This window comes from Zobellia sp. 1_MG-2023 (genome assembly GCF_030549125.1).
Taxonomy (GTDB): Bacteria; Bacteroidota; Bacteroidia; order Flavobacteriales; family Flavobacteriaceae; genus Zobellia; species Zobellia russellii.
Map to the genome: position 1 here is coordinate 1 of NZ_JAUOSY010000010.1, position 16547 is coordinate 16547.

The 16547-nt window shown below is 35.6% G+C and carries 16 protein-coding genes; 14 read left to right on the forward strand and 2 right to left on the reverse strand.

Annotation, left to right across the window (positions count from 1 at the left end; genetic code table 11):
- Nucleotides 1-493 precede the first annotated feature (493 nt).
- The 14 genes from Q4597_RS16885 to Q4597_RS16950 all read left to right on the forward strand — a co-directional run bounded on the left by Q4597_RS16885 (nucleotide 494) and on the right by Q4597_RS16950 (nucleotide 12770).
- The gene (locus tag Q4597_RS16885) at nucleotides 494-1042 is read left to right on the forward strand and encodes a hypothetical protein (protein ID WP_303407305.1); all 549 of its coding nucleotides are present in this window, start codon (nucleotides 494-496) and stop codon (nucleotides 1040-1042) included.
- 444 nt (nucleotides 1043-1486) lie between these two features.
- Nucleotides 1487-1963, forward strand: coding sequence for a GNAT family N-acetyltransferase (locus Q4597_RS16890; RefSeq protein WP_303407306.1), 477 nt, complete (start codon nucleotides 1487-1489; stop codon nucleotides 1961-1963).
- Nucleotides 1964-1971: 8 nt separating this feature from the next.
- A complete protein-coding gene (locus tag Q4597_RS16895) occupies nucleotides 1972-2514 on the forward strand; it encodes a GNAT family N-acetyltransferase (protein ID WP_303407307.1) in 543 nt (180 codons plus the stop codon).
- Between the two features lie 574 nt (nucleotides 2515-3088).
- Nucleotides 3089-3688: an SDR family NAD(P)-dependent oxidoreductase gene (locus Q4597_RS16900; RefSeq protein WP_303407308.1), complete on the forward strand. Its 600-nt coding sequence runs from the start codon at nucleotides 3089-3091 to the stop codon at nucleotides 3686-3688.
- 96 nt (nucleotides 3689-3784) lie between these two features.
- Nucleotides 3785-4039, forward strand: a complete 255-nt coding sequence (locus tag Q4597_RS16905; protein WP_303407309.1) for a hypothetical protein — start codon at nucleotides 3785-3787, stop codon at nucleotides 4037-4039.
- A 10-nt stretch (nucleotides 4040-4049) separates the two neighbouring features.
- A complete protein-coding gene (locus tag Q4597_RS16910; RefSeq protein ID WP_303407310.1) occupies nucleotides 4050-4712 on the forward strand; it encodes an epimerase in 663 nt (220 codons plus the stop codon).
- A gap of 8 nt (nucleotides 4713-4720) precedes the next feature.
- Nucleotides 4721-5632: an AraC family transcriptional regulator gene (locus Q4597_RS16915; RefSeq protein WP_303407311.1), complete on the forward strand. Its 912-nt coding sequence runs from the start codon at nucleotides 4721-4723 to the stop codon at nucleotides 5630-5632.
- A gap of 3 nt (nucleotides 5633-5635) precedes the next feature.
- The gene (locus Q4597_RS16920; protein WP_303407312.1) at nucleotides 5636-6151 is read left to right on the forward strand and encodes a hypothetical protein; all 516 of its coding nucleotides are present in this window, start codon (nucleotides 5636-5638) and stop codon (nucleotides 6149-6151) included.
- A 554-nt stretch (nucleotides 6152-6705) separates the two neighbouring features.
- On the forward strand, nucleotides 6706-8355 hold the full coding sequence (locus tag Q4597_RS16925; protein WP_303407313.1) for an amidohydrolase: 1650 nt from the start codon (nucleotides 6706-6708) through the stop codon (nucleotides 8353-8355).
- Nucleotides 8356-8449: 94 nt separating this feature from the next.
- Nucleotides 8450-9226 carry an agmatinase gene (speB, locus tag Q4597_RS16930; protein ID WP_303407314.1) on the forward strand — a complete coding sequence of 259 codons (777 nt, stop codon included), beginning with the start codon at nucleotides 8450-8452 and terminating at the stop codon, nucleotides 9224-9226.
- A gap of 219 nt (nucleotides 9227-9445) precedes the next feature.
- Nucleotides 9446-10198, forward strand: a complete 753-nt coding sequence (locus tag Q4597_RS16935) for a YoaK family protein (RefSeq protein ID WP_215438815.1) — start codon at nucleotides 9446-9448, stop codon at nucleotides 10196-10198.
- A gap of 126 nt (nucleotides 10199-10324) precedes the next feature.
- Entirely contained in the window at nucleotides 10325-10855 is a 531-nt protein-coding gene (locus Q4597_RS16940; RefSeq protein WP_303407315.1) for a DUF4269 domain-containing protein, read from the forward strand.
- A gap of 418 nt (nucleotides 10856-11273) precedes the next feature.
- Nucleotides 11274-12455 (forward strand): putative Ig domain-containing protein, encoded by a 1182-nt coding sequence (locus Q4597_RS16945; protein ID WP_303407316.1) that lies wholly within the window; start codon nucleotides 11274-11276, stop codon nucleotides 12453-12455.
- A gap of 96 nt (nucleotides 12456-12551) precedes the next feature.
- Entirely contained in the window at nucleotides 12552-12770 is a 219-nt protein-coding gene (locus Q4597_RS16950) for a hypothetical protein (RefSeq protein WP_303407317.1), read from the forward strand.
- A 382-nt stretch (nucleotides 12771-13152) separates the two neighbouring features.
- Here Q4597_RS16950 and Q4597_RS16955 read toward each other — a convergent pair whose 3' ends face one another.
- Together Q4597_RS16955 and Q4597_RS16960 are read right to left on the reverse strand one after the other, a co-directional pair.
- Nucleotides 13153-14415, reverse strand: coding sequence for a family 43 glycosylhydrolase (locus Q4597_RS16955; protein WP_303407318.1), 1263 nt, complete (start codon nucleotides 14413-14415; stop codon nucleotides 13153-13155).
- 35 nt (nucleotides 14416-14450) lie between these two features.
- Nucleotides 14451-16271, reverse strand: a complete 1821-nt coding sequence (locus Q4597_RS16960) for an arylsulfatase (RefSeq protein ID WP_303407319.1) — start codon at nucleotides 16269-16271, stop codon at nucleotides 14451-14453.
- Nucleotides 16272-16547 lie beyond the last annotated feature (276 nt).

The following is a 16547-nucleotide window of genomic DNA, read 5'->3' on the forward strand; positions in this document are numbered from 1 at the left end:
TACCTAAAGTTAACCGCACAACGTTAAGATCATGTTCTCCCTATGTGGTTTTTTCGTTAACTTGTGCAACAGGCACACATCCTAAACGTAATGCGGACTTTAGGGCTAAATCTAAAGGTTTGTGTATGTTTAGAATGCCGCTAAATTGAAAATTACGCTTGAGCGAAATGTTCAAATTTAGCTTTGAACAAGAAAAATAAAAAACAAAACCAAAAGCTCTAGCTTCGTGTGCAGACGGAAACGAAAAGTTTTCTTATTACCGAACTACGCTTGGTTAAGCCGTTACAATCAATAGCTCAATAAAAAAATAGCCTTTAATTACAGGTATAAAAAAGTTTCCATTTTATTATTTTGTATACATTTGACATCACTAAAACAAAATATATGTGATTAAGATTTTTCTTCCTTAAATGATATTCGAATTCTCGCCCTGAGTGAGGTTTGACCTTTCGAAAATCAAAAACAAGAATCTTAAATTATAATATATTCATTAATGAAAAATAGCATAAAGCGTTCACCACGCACAGTTTCTACACTATTACTTTTTTTCTCCTTTTACGGCGTTATTCTTATCAGTAGCTGTGATTCTAAAGATGAAGATTGCACAAAAACTGCTGTTGTTAGCGATACTTACTTCTTAAATAATCAACAATACTTCATTGATAAAACTATTGAACTACCCTGTAGTTTTCCTGATCCAGAACCATTAAATCAAATTGACCCACCGGAGTTAGATGGCTTTACTTACGATGTCTTATTTTATGAGTTTACACCTGATACTGGAAATAATACTTCGCGTTGGCGATTTGAAATTCAATTAAATAACCCAAATGTTTACGATGTTACAGGGTTGCCTATATTAACCGTAAAGATAGGAGAGCTAACGTCCAGTCAAAGTTATTCAGATAAAACAACCTTACCTTGCTTCCAACTTGGAGCTAAATCCAGTTGTACGTTATTATATGACCAAGAAAGTTCCCTAGATTTAGGTATGATCAATGATATAGAACTTGTAAACGTTCAGTATTTTTTAACTAATTAGAATTTACTTGATTACGAATACAAGAAAGTTAGTTAAAGTCAGATGGACTTTACTAGGGTATAAAAAAGAATAATGTGCTTACACGAACGTATAACTACTGCTTACAACAATAGTAACCGTTACATAAGCTATTTACATGCAAAAAACGGATTCAAATAAGCCTCTTTTAAGGGGCTTATTTTATGTCCGATCAAAAACGGAACTCTAACCTTAGACTTTTTATATATAAGGTAAAAGCAAGTAACCCTGACCCAATTTTTGACCGTTTTTGTTTGGGTTTTTATTCAACCGGTTTGACGATTATAAAAACATTTTATATTTCTAGCATCTTTTATTTTCCTGCAAGTAGTGGTGATATATAAGAACTCACTAAATTACCATCTAAAGAGAGATAGATTTACTAATAAACAAATTTGTACGTTAGCTATAACTAAGAAAATTAAAATGGAAATTAGAGAAGTTCATAGAAACGAATATACCATTTCAACTGACAAGGATAAATTAGATATTTTGAGTATTCACAAATTCCTTGCAAACGAAACCGATTGGGCCAACGGAATTCCAATCAATACTTTAAAAACATCAATTGAAAACTCTTTAAATTTTGGGCTTTATCACAAAAACAAACAAATTGGTTTTGCTAGAATAATTTCGGACTATTCCACTATTGCATATTTAGGAGATGTGTATGTCCTAAAAGAATACAGAGGAAAGGGATTAAGTAAATGGCTAATTAATGAAATAATGGTACATCCAAATCTTCAGGGCCTAAGACGCTGGATTTTATTGACTAATACAGCTGAATGGCTTTATAAAAAATTTGGGTTCACGGAAATACCTAATCCTGAATTTTATATGGAGAAACATAACCCGAAAGTATATAGCGGAATAGAGAATACTAATGACGTTGCCAATAATTAAAAAAAATCGTGTCTAGAATACAATTGTCCCAGATTATAACCAAAAGGCTAATTCTAAATCAACCTAGCTTAAACGATTTGGGAAAAATAAGTTCCATACTGAATGCTAGTGAACTGTACTCAAAAAATACAATTAACATTCCTTTCCCTTACACCCTAGACAACGCAAAATTTTGGGTGAAATTAGCTGATGACGGACTAAAAAATCAAGATCAGTATATCTTCGCCATTCGCTTAAAAGAAAGCAATGAATTAATTGGAGGAGTTGACTTGGGAATTGACAAACCGTTTAATAAAGCCGAATTGGGATATTGGCTAGACCAAAAATATTGGAATAATGGGTTTACGACCGAGGCCGTAAAATCAATAATTCAATTTGGTTTTGAAGAACTAAAGTTGAAAAGAATTTTTGCAACTCACTTTACCTCAAACCTATCATCTGGAAGGGTTATGGAAAAAGCAGGAATGAAAAAAGAGGGGATATTAAAGTGCCACACCTATAAAGCTGGAGTATACCAAGACCATGTTTTATATGCTGTTTTAAACGAATAAAAACTACATGTACTAATGATTGACTATCTAAAATCCTTTAACCTATTTACTGACTACGAAATAGACGATTTTCTAAAATTGACAGAAACAAAACATGTAAAAAAGGGTGTTACTTATATGGATCAAAATGAGGTTTCTAATTCACTAAGCTTTATCAAAAGTGGTATTTTCCGGTCCTTCTACATTTAGAACAATGATGATGAAATCACCTACTGTTTTTCGTTTCCCAATAATTTATTAATGGCGTACTCTTCTTTTATTTCCGGTAATAAATCAGAGGAAAACATTCAATGTTTATTAGGTACTTAGATCATCTCGATATCAACAATAGATTCATATAGGCCTCTTTAAGAAGTCTTTTTCATGTTCAACCTGACGTTGAAAGTAAATTTTAGAGTAACCCTATCTTTTCAAGGACATCACGAAATTTAGTACCTACGCATTCCAGTATGGGTTTCCAGAACGATTGGGAATTACCAAAAAGTATACAACATATGAAAATCCGTATACGTACTTAAGCTTAAGTCTGTCCGACCTTTGCCCTATTATTCTAATCATCAAAAAATAGGCAATAATGACAACAAATCAGTTTGGTAAAAATGGTTGGACTCCGGATAGAATTGAAAATTTAGACGGTAAAACCTTTGTGATAACGGGCACCACTAGCGGAACTGGATTTGAAGCTGCTAAAATACTATTGTCTAAAGGTGCAAAACTGGTAATGCTCAATAGAAACCCACAAAAATCAGCGGATACTATTGCTACTTTAAAACAAGAGCTTGGTAACGCTATAGAGGTTATGGCCATAAAAATGGATTTATCAGAACAAGCTTCGGTAAAAAAAGCAGCGCAAGAAGTTCTAAAAACAGTTTCTCAAATAGATGCGCTTATCTGCAATGCCGCAATAGCTCAGGTGCCAAAACAAACACTAACCGTAGACGGTTGGGAAATTCAAATGGGTACAAATTACTTTGGTAACTTCACGCTTCAGGCATTATTGTTTCCCCTCATTGAAAAATCCAAGGGTCGTATTGTAACGGTAGGAAGTATGGGCTATAATATGGGAATTAAAACCATAAAATTTGATGATTTAAATTGGAATAAAGAGTATACCCCTAATAATGCCTATAGCCAAAGTAAACTGGCACAGATCATGACTATCTATGAACTATAGGATAGATTGGCAGCAGCAGGTAAAACAGAGGTAAAAGCATATGCTTGTCACCCGGGTTCATCAAGAACCAATCTAATTAATACAAGTGGTAGCTTCATGATGAAATTTATCTTTAACTTAATGAAATTATCTCCTTTGACACAATCGGCAGAAAAAGGGGCCTACCCACAACTCATGTGTGCCACGGAACCAAATCTGGACCAAAGTGGTTTTTACGGGCCAACGGGAAGAAACTTCTGGACCGGTCCGGTTGGGGCGCATAAATTGGAGCCGCATGCCAAAGATAAAGCTGTGGCTTATAGACTGTGGGAACTTTCAGAAAAAGAGACCGGTGTAAAATGGAATATTTAAAGCAAAACAAATGAACGTAATAATTACGGACGCTACAGGAATGGTAGGCAAAGGTGTTTTGTTAGAATGTTTAGATGATAAGAGAATTAAAAAAATCCTCTTAATAAATAGATCTTCTATAGGCCTTGAAAATCCTAAAATAGAAGAAATCATCTATCCAAATTTCACTGATTTTAGTGCCATTCAACATACTTTTGAACCGTATAATGCCTGTTTTTATTGTATGGGAGTTTCTTCTGCTGGAATGACAGAAGAACAATACTATAAATTCACCTATACCGTTACAAAGGCTTTGGTCAATGCTACCTATGCAGCCAACCCAAACTTAACTTTCGTTTATGTTTCAGGGGAAGGCACGGACAGCACTGAAAAAGGTAAAACCATGTGGGCAAGAGTAACAGGTAAAACAGAGAATTATATTTTTAACAAAGGCTTTAAAGATGTCTATGCCTTTAGACCGGGAGTTATTTTGCCAAAAAGAGGAATTAAATCTAAAACTAGACTGTACAATATTTTTTACATATTTACACGACCATTTTTTCCTATAATGCAAAGAATGAAATCTGTTACTACTACTATAACCATAGGTAAAGCTATGATTGCTTTAGTAGAAAGACCTCAAAATTTAAAAATCTTGAGTGGAAGAGCTATTAATGAAGTACTATTGAACTGATTAAAACCATGCAACACTTTAAAACATTAGCATCGTATTTAGATTATTTGGGATTGCCCAGACCCGAGCATCCTATGTTAAGTGTCTTTAACTCCAAAGGTGATGGCTTTTTACCCTGCCCCAGGGAAAGTTCGCCTGCAATTACAAATGATTGTTATTCTATCAGTTTTAAAAAGTTTGTAAAAGGCGAATTAAACTACGGACGTACCAAATATGATTTTACAAATGGTGCGTTAATATGTATTGCTCCAAGACAAGTGTTACAATGGGATAGCAGCGTGGTCTTTGAGCAAAAAGGTTTTTCTATAAACTTTCATGAAGATTTTATAAAAGGTACGGAATTGGCGCAACAAATAAAAAATTACGGTTTCTTTTCGTATTCCGTGAATGAAGCTTTGCACCTTTCGCCTAAAGAAGAAATGCAAATAGAACTGCTGGTTGAAAATATTGAAATGGAATACCAGAACAACCAAGATGCTTTTAGCAAAGAAATTATTGTTTCGCAATTGAGTACCCTTTTAAAGTATGCCAATAGATTTTATGAGCGGCAATTTTTAAATAGAAAAGAATTGTCCAATAATTTGTTAGAAAAATTCAATGCGCAAATAGCTGCCTATTTAGAATCTGGACAATTACAGGAAAAGGGCATACCGAGCATTGAACAAATAGCGGATAAAATGTTGGTGTCACAGCGTTATTTAAGTGATACGCTTAAAAAAGAAACCGGTAAGACTACTACTGAACATTTGCACTTGCATTTAATAGATGAAGCAAAAAATATTCTGTTACAACCCAACAAAAGTATTGCAGAGGTAGCGTATGAACTAGGGTTTGAATATCCGCCTTACTTTTCTAGATTATTTAAAAAGAAACAAGGTATAAGTCCTACTGAGTACAGAGAAAAATATAAACTTAATTAAGATATGGAACTATTAAAATTAGCCACAGAATGGGCAAAGGCCGAGGTTTTTTCAACCCGTTTCTTCATCTTATTTGCCATTTTATTTTTAATAGCAAGTGTTGGTTTTTGGCAATTGGGAAAAACCGACTTAGCAAAGGCTTACATAATTCCAACCTTGGTAGCGGGGCTATTACTCATGACTATAGGTCTCGGTTTATTTTTTACAAATACTTCTAGAATTACCCAATTTGAAAAAGCTTTTAACGCAGATGTCCCTGCCTTTTATAGTTCTGAAATTAAACGTACAGAAAGCACCCTAAAGGAATACACCGTTGTATTCAAGGTCATACCTATTCTCATTATCATAGCGGCACTACTTATTCTCTTTTTTCCTACCCCAACGTGGAGAGCCATTAGTATTACAACAATTGCAATGTTGACGGTTATCTTATTGGTTGACGGAACGGCTTACTCAAGAATTGAAGCTTACCATAAAAAACTGAAGTTGGTGGATATAGAAAATGAAAACAATCGCTAGTATTAAGACGATTACACTAGAATAATAGGTCCTCATATCTAAAAACTTTGGCTTATCTATTAAATATAACAGTAAAAAGTGCTGTACCAATCATCCTTACCCCCAGGTTTTCCAATAAACTCTTTCAGTAATTTTCACAAAACCCTATAACCAAATATTTCTCTTTAACTTACGGTTTTATGACTTTCTTTTTATTGATTTAGACTTCTAAAAGCGATACTGCTTTGAGTGTGTAATCACACTATTTCCGTATTTTTACTATACTCAAATAAATTAAATTATCCATTAGCCCCATTTATTTTAGCTTTGGATTGACTATCTAGAGTATTAATCTAAAAAGAAAAACAAAATTGATTCATCCGGAAATAATAGAATTAAGAAAAGAGCTTCATTCACATCCTGAATTATCTTGTTTTGAACATGAAACGGCTAAAAGAATCCAAAGGTTTATTAATGAGCATAACGTTGATTTCTAGTTCTTTAGTCTCAATAAAAAGTAATTTATTTCTATAATTCTACAGATAAACCATCTCTCCTAACACATATCGCAAAAAATGAAAATACACTTTCAATTAACTCTTTTAATTATTTCTTTTCTCTTTGTTTCTTGTCAAAAAGAAATTACAAAGGCCGATTTCATCATTAAAAATGCTAACATCTGGACCGGAAATGTAAACCAGCCAAATGCCCAAGCCATAGCTATTAAGGGGGATTCTATTTTGGCGATTGGTTCTTTTGAGGATATAGAAAAAAGTGTAGGTGATGCTACCAAAATTGTTGATGCTCAAGGAAAATTTATCACCCCAGGTTTTATTGACTCCCACGTACATTTATTAATGGGCGGAAACAGCCTTTTGAGTGTTCAACTAAGAGATGCTGCCACAAAGGAAGAATTCATCAAAAGAATAGCATCATTTTCAAAAAACCTAAAACCTAAACAATGGATCGTAGAAGGCAATTGGGACCATACCCTTTGGGGCGGTGAACTTCCTACGAAAGAGTGGATAGATGAATTTACGCAAGATAATCCTGTTGCCCTTTACCGAATGGACGGCCATATGATTTTAGCGAATTCAGCAGCTCTAAAAATTGCGGGTATAGATAAAAACACGCCAGACGTAGAAAATGGGGAAATAGTTAAAAACTCAAATGGTGAACCCACCGGAATTTTAAAAAGTGAGGCTATGTATTTGGTTCTGAACAAAATTCCCGCTTTATCCGATTCTCAAAAAGAAAAAGCCATTAAGGCGGCACAGGATTATTTAAATGCCCTAGGTATTACCAGCATTCATGATGTTGATAGCTTAGGAGGTTTTGACATTTTGAAAAAAATTCACTCCAACAATGAGCTTAAGGTCCGTGTTTATTCTGCTGATCCTCTACGCAATTGGAAACTACTTTCCAACAAGGAAAAAATAGATAACAAATGGCTCAAAAACAGAATGCTCAAAGGATTTGTAGACGGTTCCCTGGGGTCACATTCGGCGGCATTTAAAGAACCCTATTCGGACCAGCCAACGGATAAGGGAATTTTAACCGCTAATTTAGATAGCCTTAAAACATGGATTACAGAGGCGGACAATAATAATTTACAAATTACGGTACATGCCATAGGAGATAAAGCCAACAATACCCTTCTGAATACTTATGAAACGGTAATACAATCCAACGGAAAAAAAGACCGTAGGTTTAGAATTGAACATGCACAACATTTAGACCGTAAAGATATAGACCGTTTTTCAGAATTAAATGTAATTGCAAGTATGCAACCCTACCATGCCATTGATGATGGTAGGTGGGCAGAAGATTTGATTGGTCCGGAACGAATAAAAACAACTTATGCCTTTAAATCTTTGTTAGATGCCAATACAACATTGGTTTTTGGTAGTGATTGGCCCGTTGTTCCCGCTTCTCCCCTATTAGGTATCTATGCGGCCGTAACGCGTAAAACTTTAGATCATAAAAACCCAAATGGCTGGGTTCCAGAACAAAAAATAAATGTACAACAAGCCCTAACAGCGTATACCAGAGATGCGGCTTATAGTTCATTTGAGGAACGCTTAAAAGGAACCTTGGAAAAAGGAAAACTTGCTGATTTTGTTATTTTAAGTGATGATTTAACCAAGATAGATCCAGAAAAAATAAAGGATGTTAGAGTTTTAGAAACATACGTTGGCGGGCAAAAGGTTTATACAGGTAATTAAAAGTAATAACTGAACTAATTTTAAACAGAAAAACCTTAAAGTCCCTGCTACAAATGGCCTAATCAAGTTTAACTGTTGTATTTAATAGCATAAAATGAGCAAAATAATTGTACAAGGAATACAATTCGATGAAAAATCTTCATATCAGAAAGGCCCTAAATTAGCTCCTCCTTTGATAAGGGAAGCTTTAAACTGTGGCTCTGCCAATATGTATGCCGAAAACTTGATTTCTATCGAAAATTCAAGAATTGAAGATAAAGGTGATTTTGAAATAACCGAATATTTTGATATTGAGCGAGTAACTGAAAAGCACATAGACTCCGGTGCCAAAATCCTTACTTTAGGGGGCGATCACTCCATAACCTTCCCCATAATTAAAGCCCACAGCAAAAAATATCCCAAACTAGACATCCTTCACATAGATGCACATTCAGATTTATACGATAATTACGAAGGCGATAAATATTCCCACGCATGCCCTTTTGCGAGGATTATGGAAAATGGCTTTGCCATAAAATTAGTTCAAGTTGGAATTAGAACATTGAACACACACCAAGCGGAACAAGCAGATAAATTTAATGTTGAAATTCATCAAATGAAGGATTTGGATTTAAACCGAATTCCAAAATTTGAGAACCCCTTGTATATTTCTTTGGATATGGACGGATTTGATCCGGCCTTTGCTCCAGGAGTCTCGCATCATGAACCCGGAGGATTAACCTCCAGAGAAGTAATCCATATAATTCAAAATATAAACACCGAAATTATTGGAGCCGATATTGTTGAATACAACCCAAATAGGGATTTTCAAAATATGACTGCTTTTCTAGCTGCCAAAATGATGAAAGAACTATTAGGAAAAATGCTTTAAAGTATGGATTTTTTATACCATATAACTCTAAAAAATAAACATTTGATGAGCTCTAAATTGTAGCAAAGTCTTACTTAGACTTTATATTCAGAAAGCCTTCCACAGAAAATTTAAAAGCTCTGCAAATAGCCAAAACATAAATCAATGCGTATATGCTTTTAGGCAATTCCTATGTAATACCTTTATGGTAATTTTCGGGTTTAACCAAAGAAATATAGAATGTTTAGACATCAAGGTAAAAGCAGGACTTTAAATCACAATCTGCGTATTGCCACCATTTTGTCATTCGTTGCAGGCATTGTAAATGTTACCGGTTTTTTAGCTTTTCATCAATTAACTACAAATGTAACCGGTCATTTTGCCCTCTTTATAAGCGATGTAGCCAACTTTGAGTTTTGGAAGGGAACAGTTTATTTCTTATATATTTTCTCCTTTCTTCTAGGCTCTTTTTTATCTAGTTTTCTAATTGAAAAGTTTAATGGTAATAAAAAACTAAATGTCTTTGTATTACCCACCGCTATAGAGTGTCTAATTCTTACCTTCATTTCTTTTTTGAGTACTGTAACGGCCCTAGAATATCCTAATTTTATTGTTTGCTCCTTACTTTTTGCAATGGGACTCCAGAATTCTTTTGTAACCAAAATTTCAAATGCCGTGGTAAGAACAACTCACCTTACAGGATTATTCACAGATTTAGGAATTGAGTTATCACAACTGTTTTTTCCCAAATCACATCCAAATAGAGAAAAAATTAAATCAACTATAAAACTGCGGAGTTATATCATTTGTTTCTTTTTTATTGGTGGAATCTCCGGAGGATTCTTCTATTCCCGATTAGACCTCAAATTGCACACGTTAATCATAGGAGCTGTAATTTTAGCTACAAGCTTATTTTATGATGATTTAAGATATAGGCTAATCAGAACCAAAAGGAAATATAGGCAAAGAAAAAATGCTCATAGACTTGTATAACCCCTTTACCGCGGTAAACTTTAGTATGTAAACTTTGTCCACTATAGTTGTACGAAAAACCCAAAAAATTGTTTTCATATATATTCCTTTTCGGTTACAAATCGCCAAAAACATTGATATCCAAAAATGAATATTGATTTTAAGAATATTGAATATTTAAAATCCGGTACGGAAAGACAACAGCTTGCCCATGCCGAAATCATAAAATATAAGGTCTTTGGGAAACTGAAAAAATACAATCCTATTTTAACCGGTACCATTCCCATTGGTATTGATTTACCTGAAAGTGATTTGGATATAATTTGTGAGTGTAAAAACCATGCCGAGTTCACAACATTTATTACGGAGCAATTTTCCCAAGAAAAGGGTTTCAAGATCTATTCTACGGTTCAAAACGGTACCGAATCCACTATTGCAGAATTCAAAACGGAGCATTTTCTATTCGAAATTTTTGGGCAGAATAAAGCTACCGAAAAACAGAACGCTTACCGGCACATGCTTATAGAAAATAAGATTTTACTTGAAAAGGGAGCAGACTTTAGGCAAAAGATAATAGAATTAAAGTCTAAAGGATTAAAGACCGAGCCTGCTTTTGCTCAATTATTAGGCCTAAAAGGCAACCCCTATCTTGAACTATTAAAATTTGAAGGAAAGTAACAGGGCCAGCAGTTGTAGCTGATGCAGAAGTATTATTAGAAAATGCGAACGATAACTTCAAATAGGCCTTAGCACTGTTTTTTCAAACGGGGGTAACATCATCATCTGTTCTATCATAAACAGTACTAATGGCCTTCCTAAACATCCGATCCATCACGTATCGTCCGCATATTAAAGAACTTAAACCTTAATTCTACTAGTGAATTCTTTGATTTGCTTACTTCAAAATTACAATATACATGTAGTTATTATCCTACAAATTAGACGAATGCCGTTTATCCGTACTCCAATCTTACATATCTGTAGATGAACCGTTTTATCTTCTAAATTTATTTTAGGTTTGTAGAAAAAGGACAGCTCATATTTAGTGAATTCGTTTGCTCATAACTTCATCAATTCCTGAACAACATAAAACCTAATGATTAAGACCATACTACCATTTTTTTTCATTATTGCGTTAATGAGCTGTAAATCCTCTACTGAACTAACTAGTTATTTTGGACAAAAATACCCTGGAGCCATTCCTGAAATATTTGCTCCGGACGTTATTTCTGTTAAAAACAGATTTGAGCATGGCATTTCATTTACGCCTAATACCAATGAATTGGCTTTTGGGATTTTGGATAAAACTGGTGTTAGGGGAGAAATCTATTATTCAAAAAAAGATAATAACACATGGTCCGATCCGCAGACTTTTAAGCCACTAGAAAATAGGAGCGTGTTTCTACCCTATTTTACGCCAGACGGACAAGCGTTGCTCTACGCTCAAAGCATACCTGACACCAACAACTTATACATTACGAACATTGGGAGAGTTAAAAAAGTGGATAATCATTGGGGACTCCCTGAAAAACTAGAAACCCCAATAAGCTCAACAAGTAGGGAAGCCTGTGCTAGTATGACTTTGGATGGAACCCTTTATTTCTCATCAAATAGAAACTGCCAAGGAAAGGAAAACTGTTTTACGGCAGATTTGTTCTTTTCAAAAGTCTTGGACAAAAAGTATCAATCCGTAAGTGAAATAGCCGACCTAAATTCGGCCAATGATGAAGAAAGTGTATTTATCTCCCCTAATGAAACGTACCTTATTTTTTGCAGATATACTAATGGCGAAACTTTTGTAGATTTATATATTAGCTACCGTAACCACAATGGAAATTGGACATCGCCACAAATCCTTGACCCCACTATAAATTCCAAAGATTGGGACCGGAGACCTTTTGTAAGTGCAGATAACAAGTATCTATTCTTTACGCGTTTACAAATTTCCTCAAACGGTTTAGCCGAATCTGACATTTATTGGTCAAACACTTCAAAGGTCTTCCATCCTTTCGTTTACCATCCACTTGACGCCATTACCATACGAAAAGGAGAAAATTTTGAACTACAGCTTCCCCCGGATTATTTTAAAGACATAGATGATACGCAACTGGTTTTGAACACCACGAAGAGTAAATTGAATTGGCTAAATTTTGATAATGAAACCATGACATTATCCGGACGCCCTACCCTAGACGGAGAATTTGAACTGATTTTTACGGCAACCGATAAAGCTTTAAACTCTACTGAAGACAGATTAAAAATAACTGTTACCCAATAATCTTGCTATTAGAAAAAGTTGTACTACCACAGTTAAGTATTTTTTTGTATCTTAAGTTAATAAACACCTGACTACCAGTCATTAATCAATAAAAAAATGGCAACGAACTGGATTTTTGCATTAGCAGTACTTTTTCTGACCACTTTTCTTTTTTGGAAGCTTCTGAGCGCACATTTCAAAAAAGAATATGGAGAAAGACTTTGGAAACAATGGGGAACAAGGCTCTATTTTTGGCAAGGTGCCATTTACACTAGTACAGGAGTTACCCTTCTTGTACTTTGTGTTTTAAAATGGGCCAATGTTCTAACTTTTTAAAGGAGTAAATTCCCAATTTGGATATGGGAAAAGAAAATATAAAATGCGAACGATAGTTTCAACTCGGTCAATTGCTGTTTTTTCAAAAAGGGGGAACATTTAATATCATTCTATCATAAACAATAAAACTGACCTTTCTCAAACTTCATATCAGACATATATCGTCCGCATTTTAAAGAACTAAAAACCAATAGTGATTAAGCATTTTTTAATTTGCTTACTCCAAAATTACGTCTTCGCTGCTGTTAAAAACCCTCATTTTCGGTCAACTCCGTTTATCTACACATTAATCCCTAAATACCTATAGACGAATGGTTTTTTCGCATAAAAAAAGGGCACTTTTTAAGATGCCCTTTAAAATATATTGTGGAAAACGTTGTAATTAATCCAAACGCTCAGATTGTATACGCTCCATTTGTTTTTTACTTAATCCTTGACGATAATATACATCCGGTTCATGGTTTACCCTATGGTTTTTCATACCGGGGTCATCCAGATCCAAACTCAAATCACAGTCAAACCGGACAAGTTTGGAATGAAATTGGTCCTTGCCACCCAAACTGATAAAATGGGCAAGTCCCCACGTAACTCCACGTCCGTCCGTTGTATTCGTGAAAGCATCGGGCACATAAGGCGCTGCAGCATAAGGCATTAATTCTGTAATGGAAGCTATTTCAAAATTTACCCAATCCTCTGCATATTGAATGGTGTTATGCTCCGGCCCATCTTTATACACTAAGGCCGCAACCCCTTTTCTAAATGGAAACAATGATGTTTCATGTCCAGATGTAATTACCGGGTTTAAAGGGTGCTTTGTAAAAGGACCCAGTGGATCATTGGCTATGGCCAACCCTTGCATACGTACTTTGTCAGGATCACCAAAATCCGATTTATAATAAATATAGATTTTGCCATCGTGTACCAAAGGGTACGGATCATGAATTGAATATTGATCCCACTCCCCTTTTTTTCCGTTGGGAATAACTATTTTGTTGTACGCAGTCCAAGGGCCATCGGGAGAATCTGCATAAGAAACGGCCACCGGGCAATCATCCCCCCTTTTACCGCTAGCCTCCATAAATCCTTGATAGTATAGGTAGTATTTTCCCTTCCACTCCAAAATATCCGTAGTGGTAACGGAACGCCACCCTACCAAAGGTTTTTCCGGTCTTTCAATAGCAACTCCTTGTTCCTCCCAAGTAATGCCATCCTTAGAAGTAGCGTACCAAATCTCCGCAAGATCCCAATCTGATGATGGAATGGTATCATTGCTCATATCGGCTCCACGTGGTGGTGTAGAAGTGTTTCTATAGGTGTACCAAACATAATACTTACCATCATGCAAGAGTATTTTTGAGGGGTCTCTTCGGGTAATGGTTCCGTCGTGCCCATTATAGTCAAACCCCTTAAGTTCAGTATACTTAAATTGACTAAAAAGTTCATTCTTATGTGGTTCGGGAGACTTATAATTCGTGTAAATACGTTCCATGGCAGCACTCATTTGCCTATTGGGCTTCTCCTCTGGCAACTTAAACGGAAAACCTTCCGTTTGCTCTTTTGCTTCTTTCACCACCTCTTTTTGGGGCTGTTCCTTACATGCGCTCAAAACTAAAAATAGCGCCAGGATTGTGATTATGTTTTTCATTGTTCGGTTTGTTTTAAGGTTTAAAAAATCTTTTATTATTCACCCAAATATTCAATGTAGGTGTAGTATACTCCAAAGGTTTTTCCGTTTTCAATAAAATCGTTCACCAACATTGTCTTCCCTTTCTGAAGGTTTAATATAAAATCTGCACTCTGCATGTCACCTTCAATAGTTTGCTCTCTAATTTGATTGGCAATTTGGATGCGCACCATCTCTGGATGCATAGTTTTATAGGCATATTGGTTCTTGGGATTTTCCTCTGGAATGCCTAAAATTGGTCCCGGACATTCTTTGGGCCAACGCATACATGATATTTTGTATCTACCTGTTCTTTCTACTTTTATGGGGTGCGTATTGTTACTATTTTTCATTCCCGATGCTACCTGCTCCGGTTTCCAAATACCTCCGTCCTCTCCTATGGCGTGCTGTATGGTTAGTTTTATCTCCTTTTGGCTTTCGTTTCCAACAATACTCACCGGAAATTCCTGATATTCATACCCCGCTTTTGCTTTATCTAAAAAGGATTCGTTACGCGACAGGAGACCATCAACTACTTCTCTGTTTTCTAATGCCACATCCTTATCTTGATGTTTATCCGCCTCAATATTGTAGAGTTCCTTTCCGTTTACCAATCGCCATTTTTCATTAAGAATTGCTGTTTCTTCTTTGTCATGTGGAGTGCGCCAATCTTGACGATTATGAACAAAGACCGTTCTACTGCCATCTAGTTTTCCGGTTTTTAGGAGCAAGGGCGAAAAATCGATGCCGTCTAACTTCATATCCTCTGGAATTTGAAGATTACAAAGTCCGGCCAAAGTTGGAATCAAATCTACATGAGCTGTTAATTCATTAAGGTCCTTCCCTCCTTTAACCTTACCATCTTTCCATCTAATAAAGAAAGGAACACGATGACCACCTTCTGTGCGATGTCCCTTCTTTCCTCTAAACCCCTTATTGAAACCTAATTTTCCATCGTTACTTAATCCACCTCCGGAACCGTTATCGGTCATATAGATGAGTATGGTATTGTCAGCCAACTTTTTCTCCTTTAAATAAGCTTCTAGCTTCCCAAAATTTTCATCTATATTGGTAATCATACCATAAAATTCGGCCCCAACAATTTTATCTCCCACCAAATGCCGATAAGGAGCCGCATACTTTTCCGCGACTATAAAAGGACTATGGGGAGCGTTCGTAGGTAGATACAGAAAAAATGGAGCATCTTTATTCTCATCCATAAAGCGCATAGCTTCTTGGAACCATACATCCGTACAATACCCTGAAAACTGCTTGGGCTCATTATTCACGTAATACACGTCATCATTATAGCTATTGCCCCAATAATCGGATAGTTCCCCCACTCCACCGGCTTTATGATGCACGGCTACATCAAAACCGCTGTCCGTGGGTCTTGACGGATAATTATCTCCTAAATGCCACTTACCGAACATGGCCGTTCTATACCCATTGTTCTTAAATACATCGGCCATGGTAATCGCGTTTTCGGCTAAAGCGTCCCTTCCTTTATAAGTTGCCCAGGTACCGTTATTTACCGGATATCTTCCTGTCATTAACGCTGCACGTGTTGGCGTGCACATAGGGCTAACATGAAAGTCCGTCATACGCACCGCCTGCTTATAAAACATATCTATGTTAGGCGTCTTTATCCAAGGGTTTCCATGACAGCCTAAATCTCCAATTCCTTGGTCATCTGTCATTATTAAAATTACATTGGGCGGTTTCTTTTCTTGTGCGAATAGGTTAGTGACCCATACCGTTAACAAGCACATTAGAAGAAAGTGCTTATACATATTTCCAGACAACTGTAGCGTAATCATATTTAAGTGAAATTTCATTTCCTGTAACATTCCAATGAATTGAATAATCAAACCTCTCAAAACTAACCATAGAAAAGCATAATTGACCAAAAATGTACTTTACAAATATTATACAAGACTAGATTTAAATGCTATTATTGCCATTATCACCCTAATATTTAATATCTTGATTTAACTAAACAAAAAAAATCACAACACGCTGTATTACAAACAACTACATATATTATTATTTCTAATTCTTGTTATTGAAACGGGAAATTGCCAAACTGAAAGCCCAAAAAATAGTATACAAGA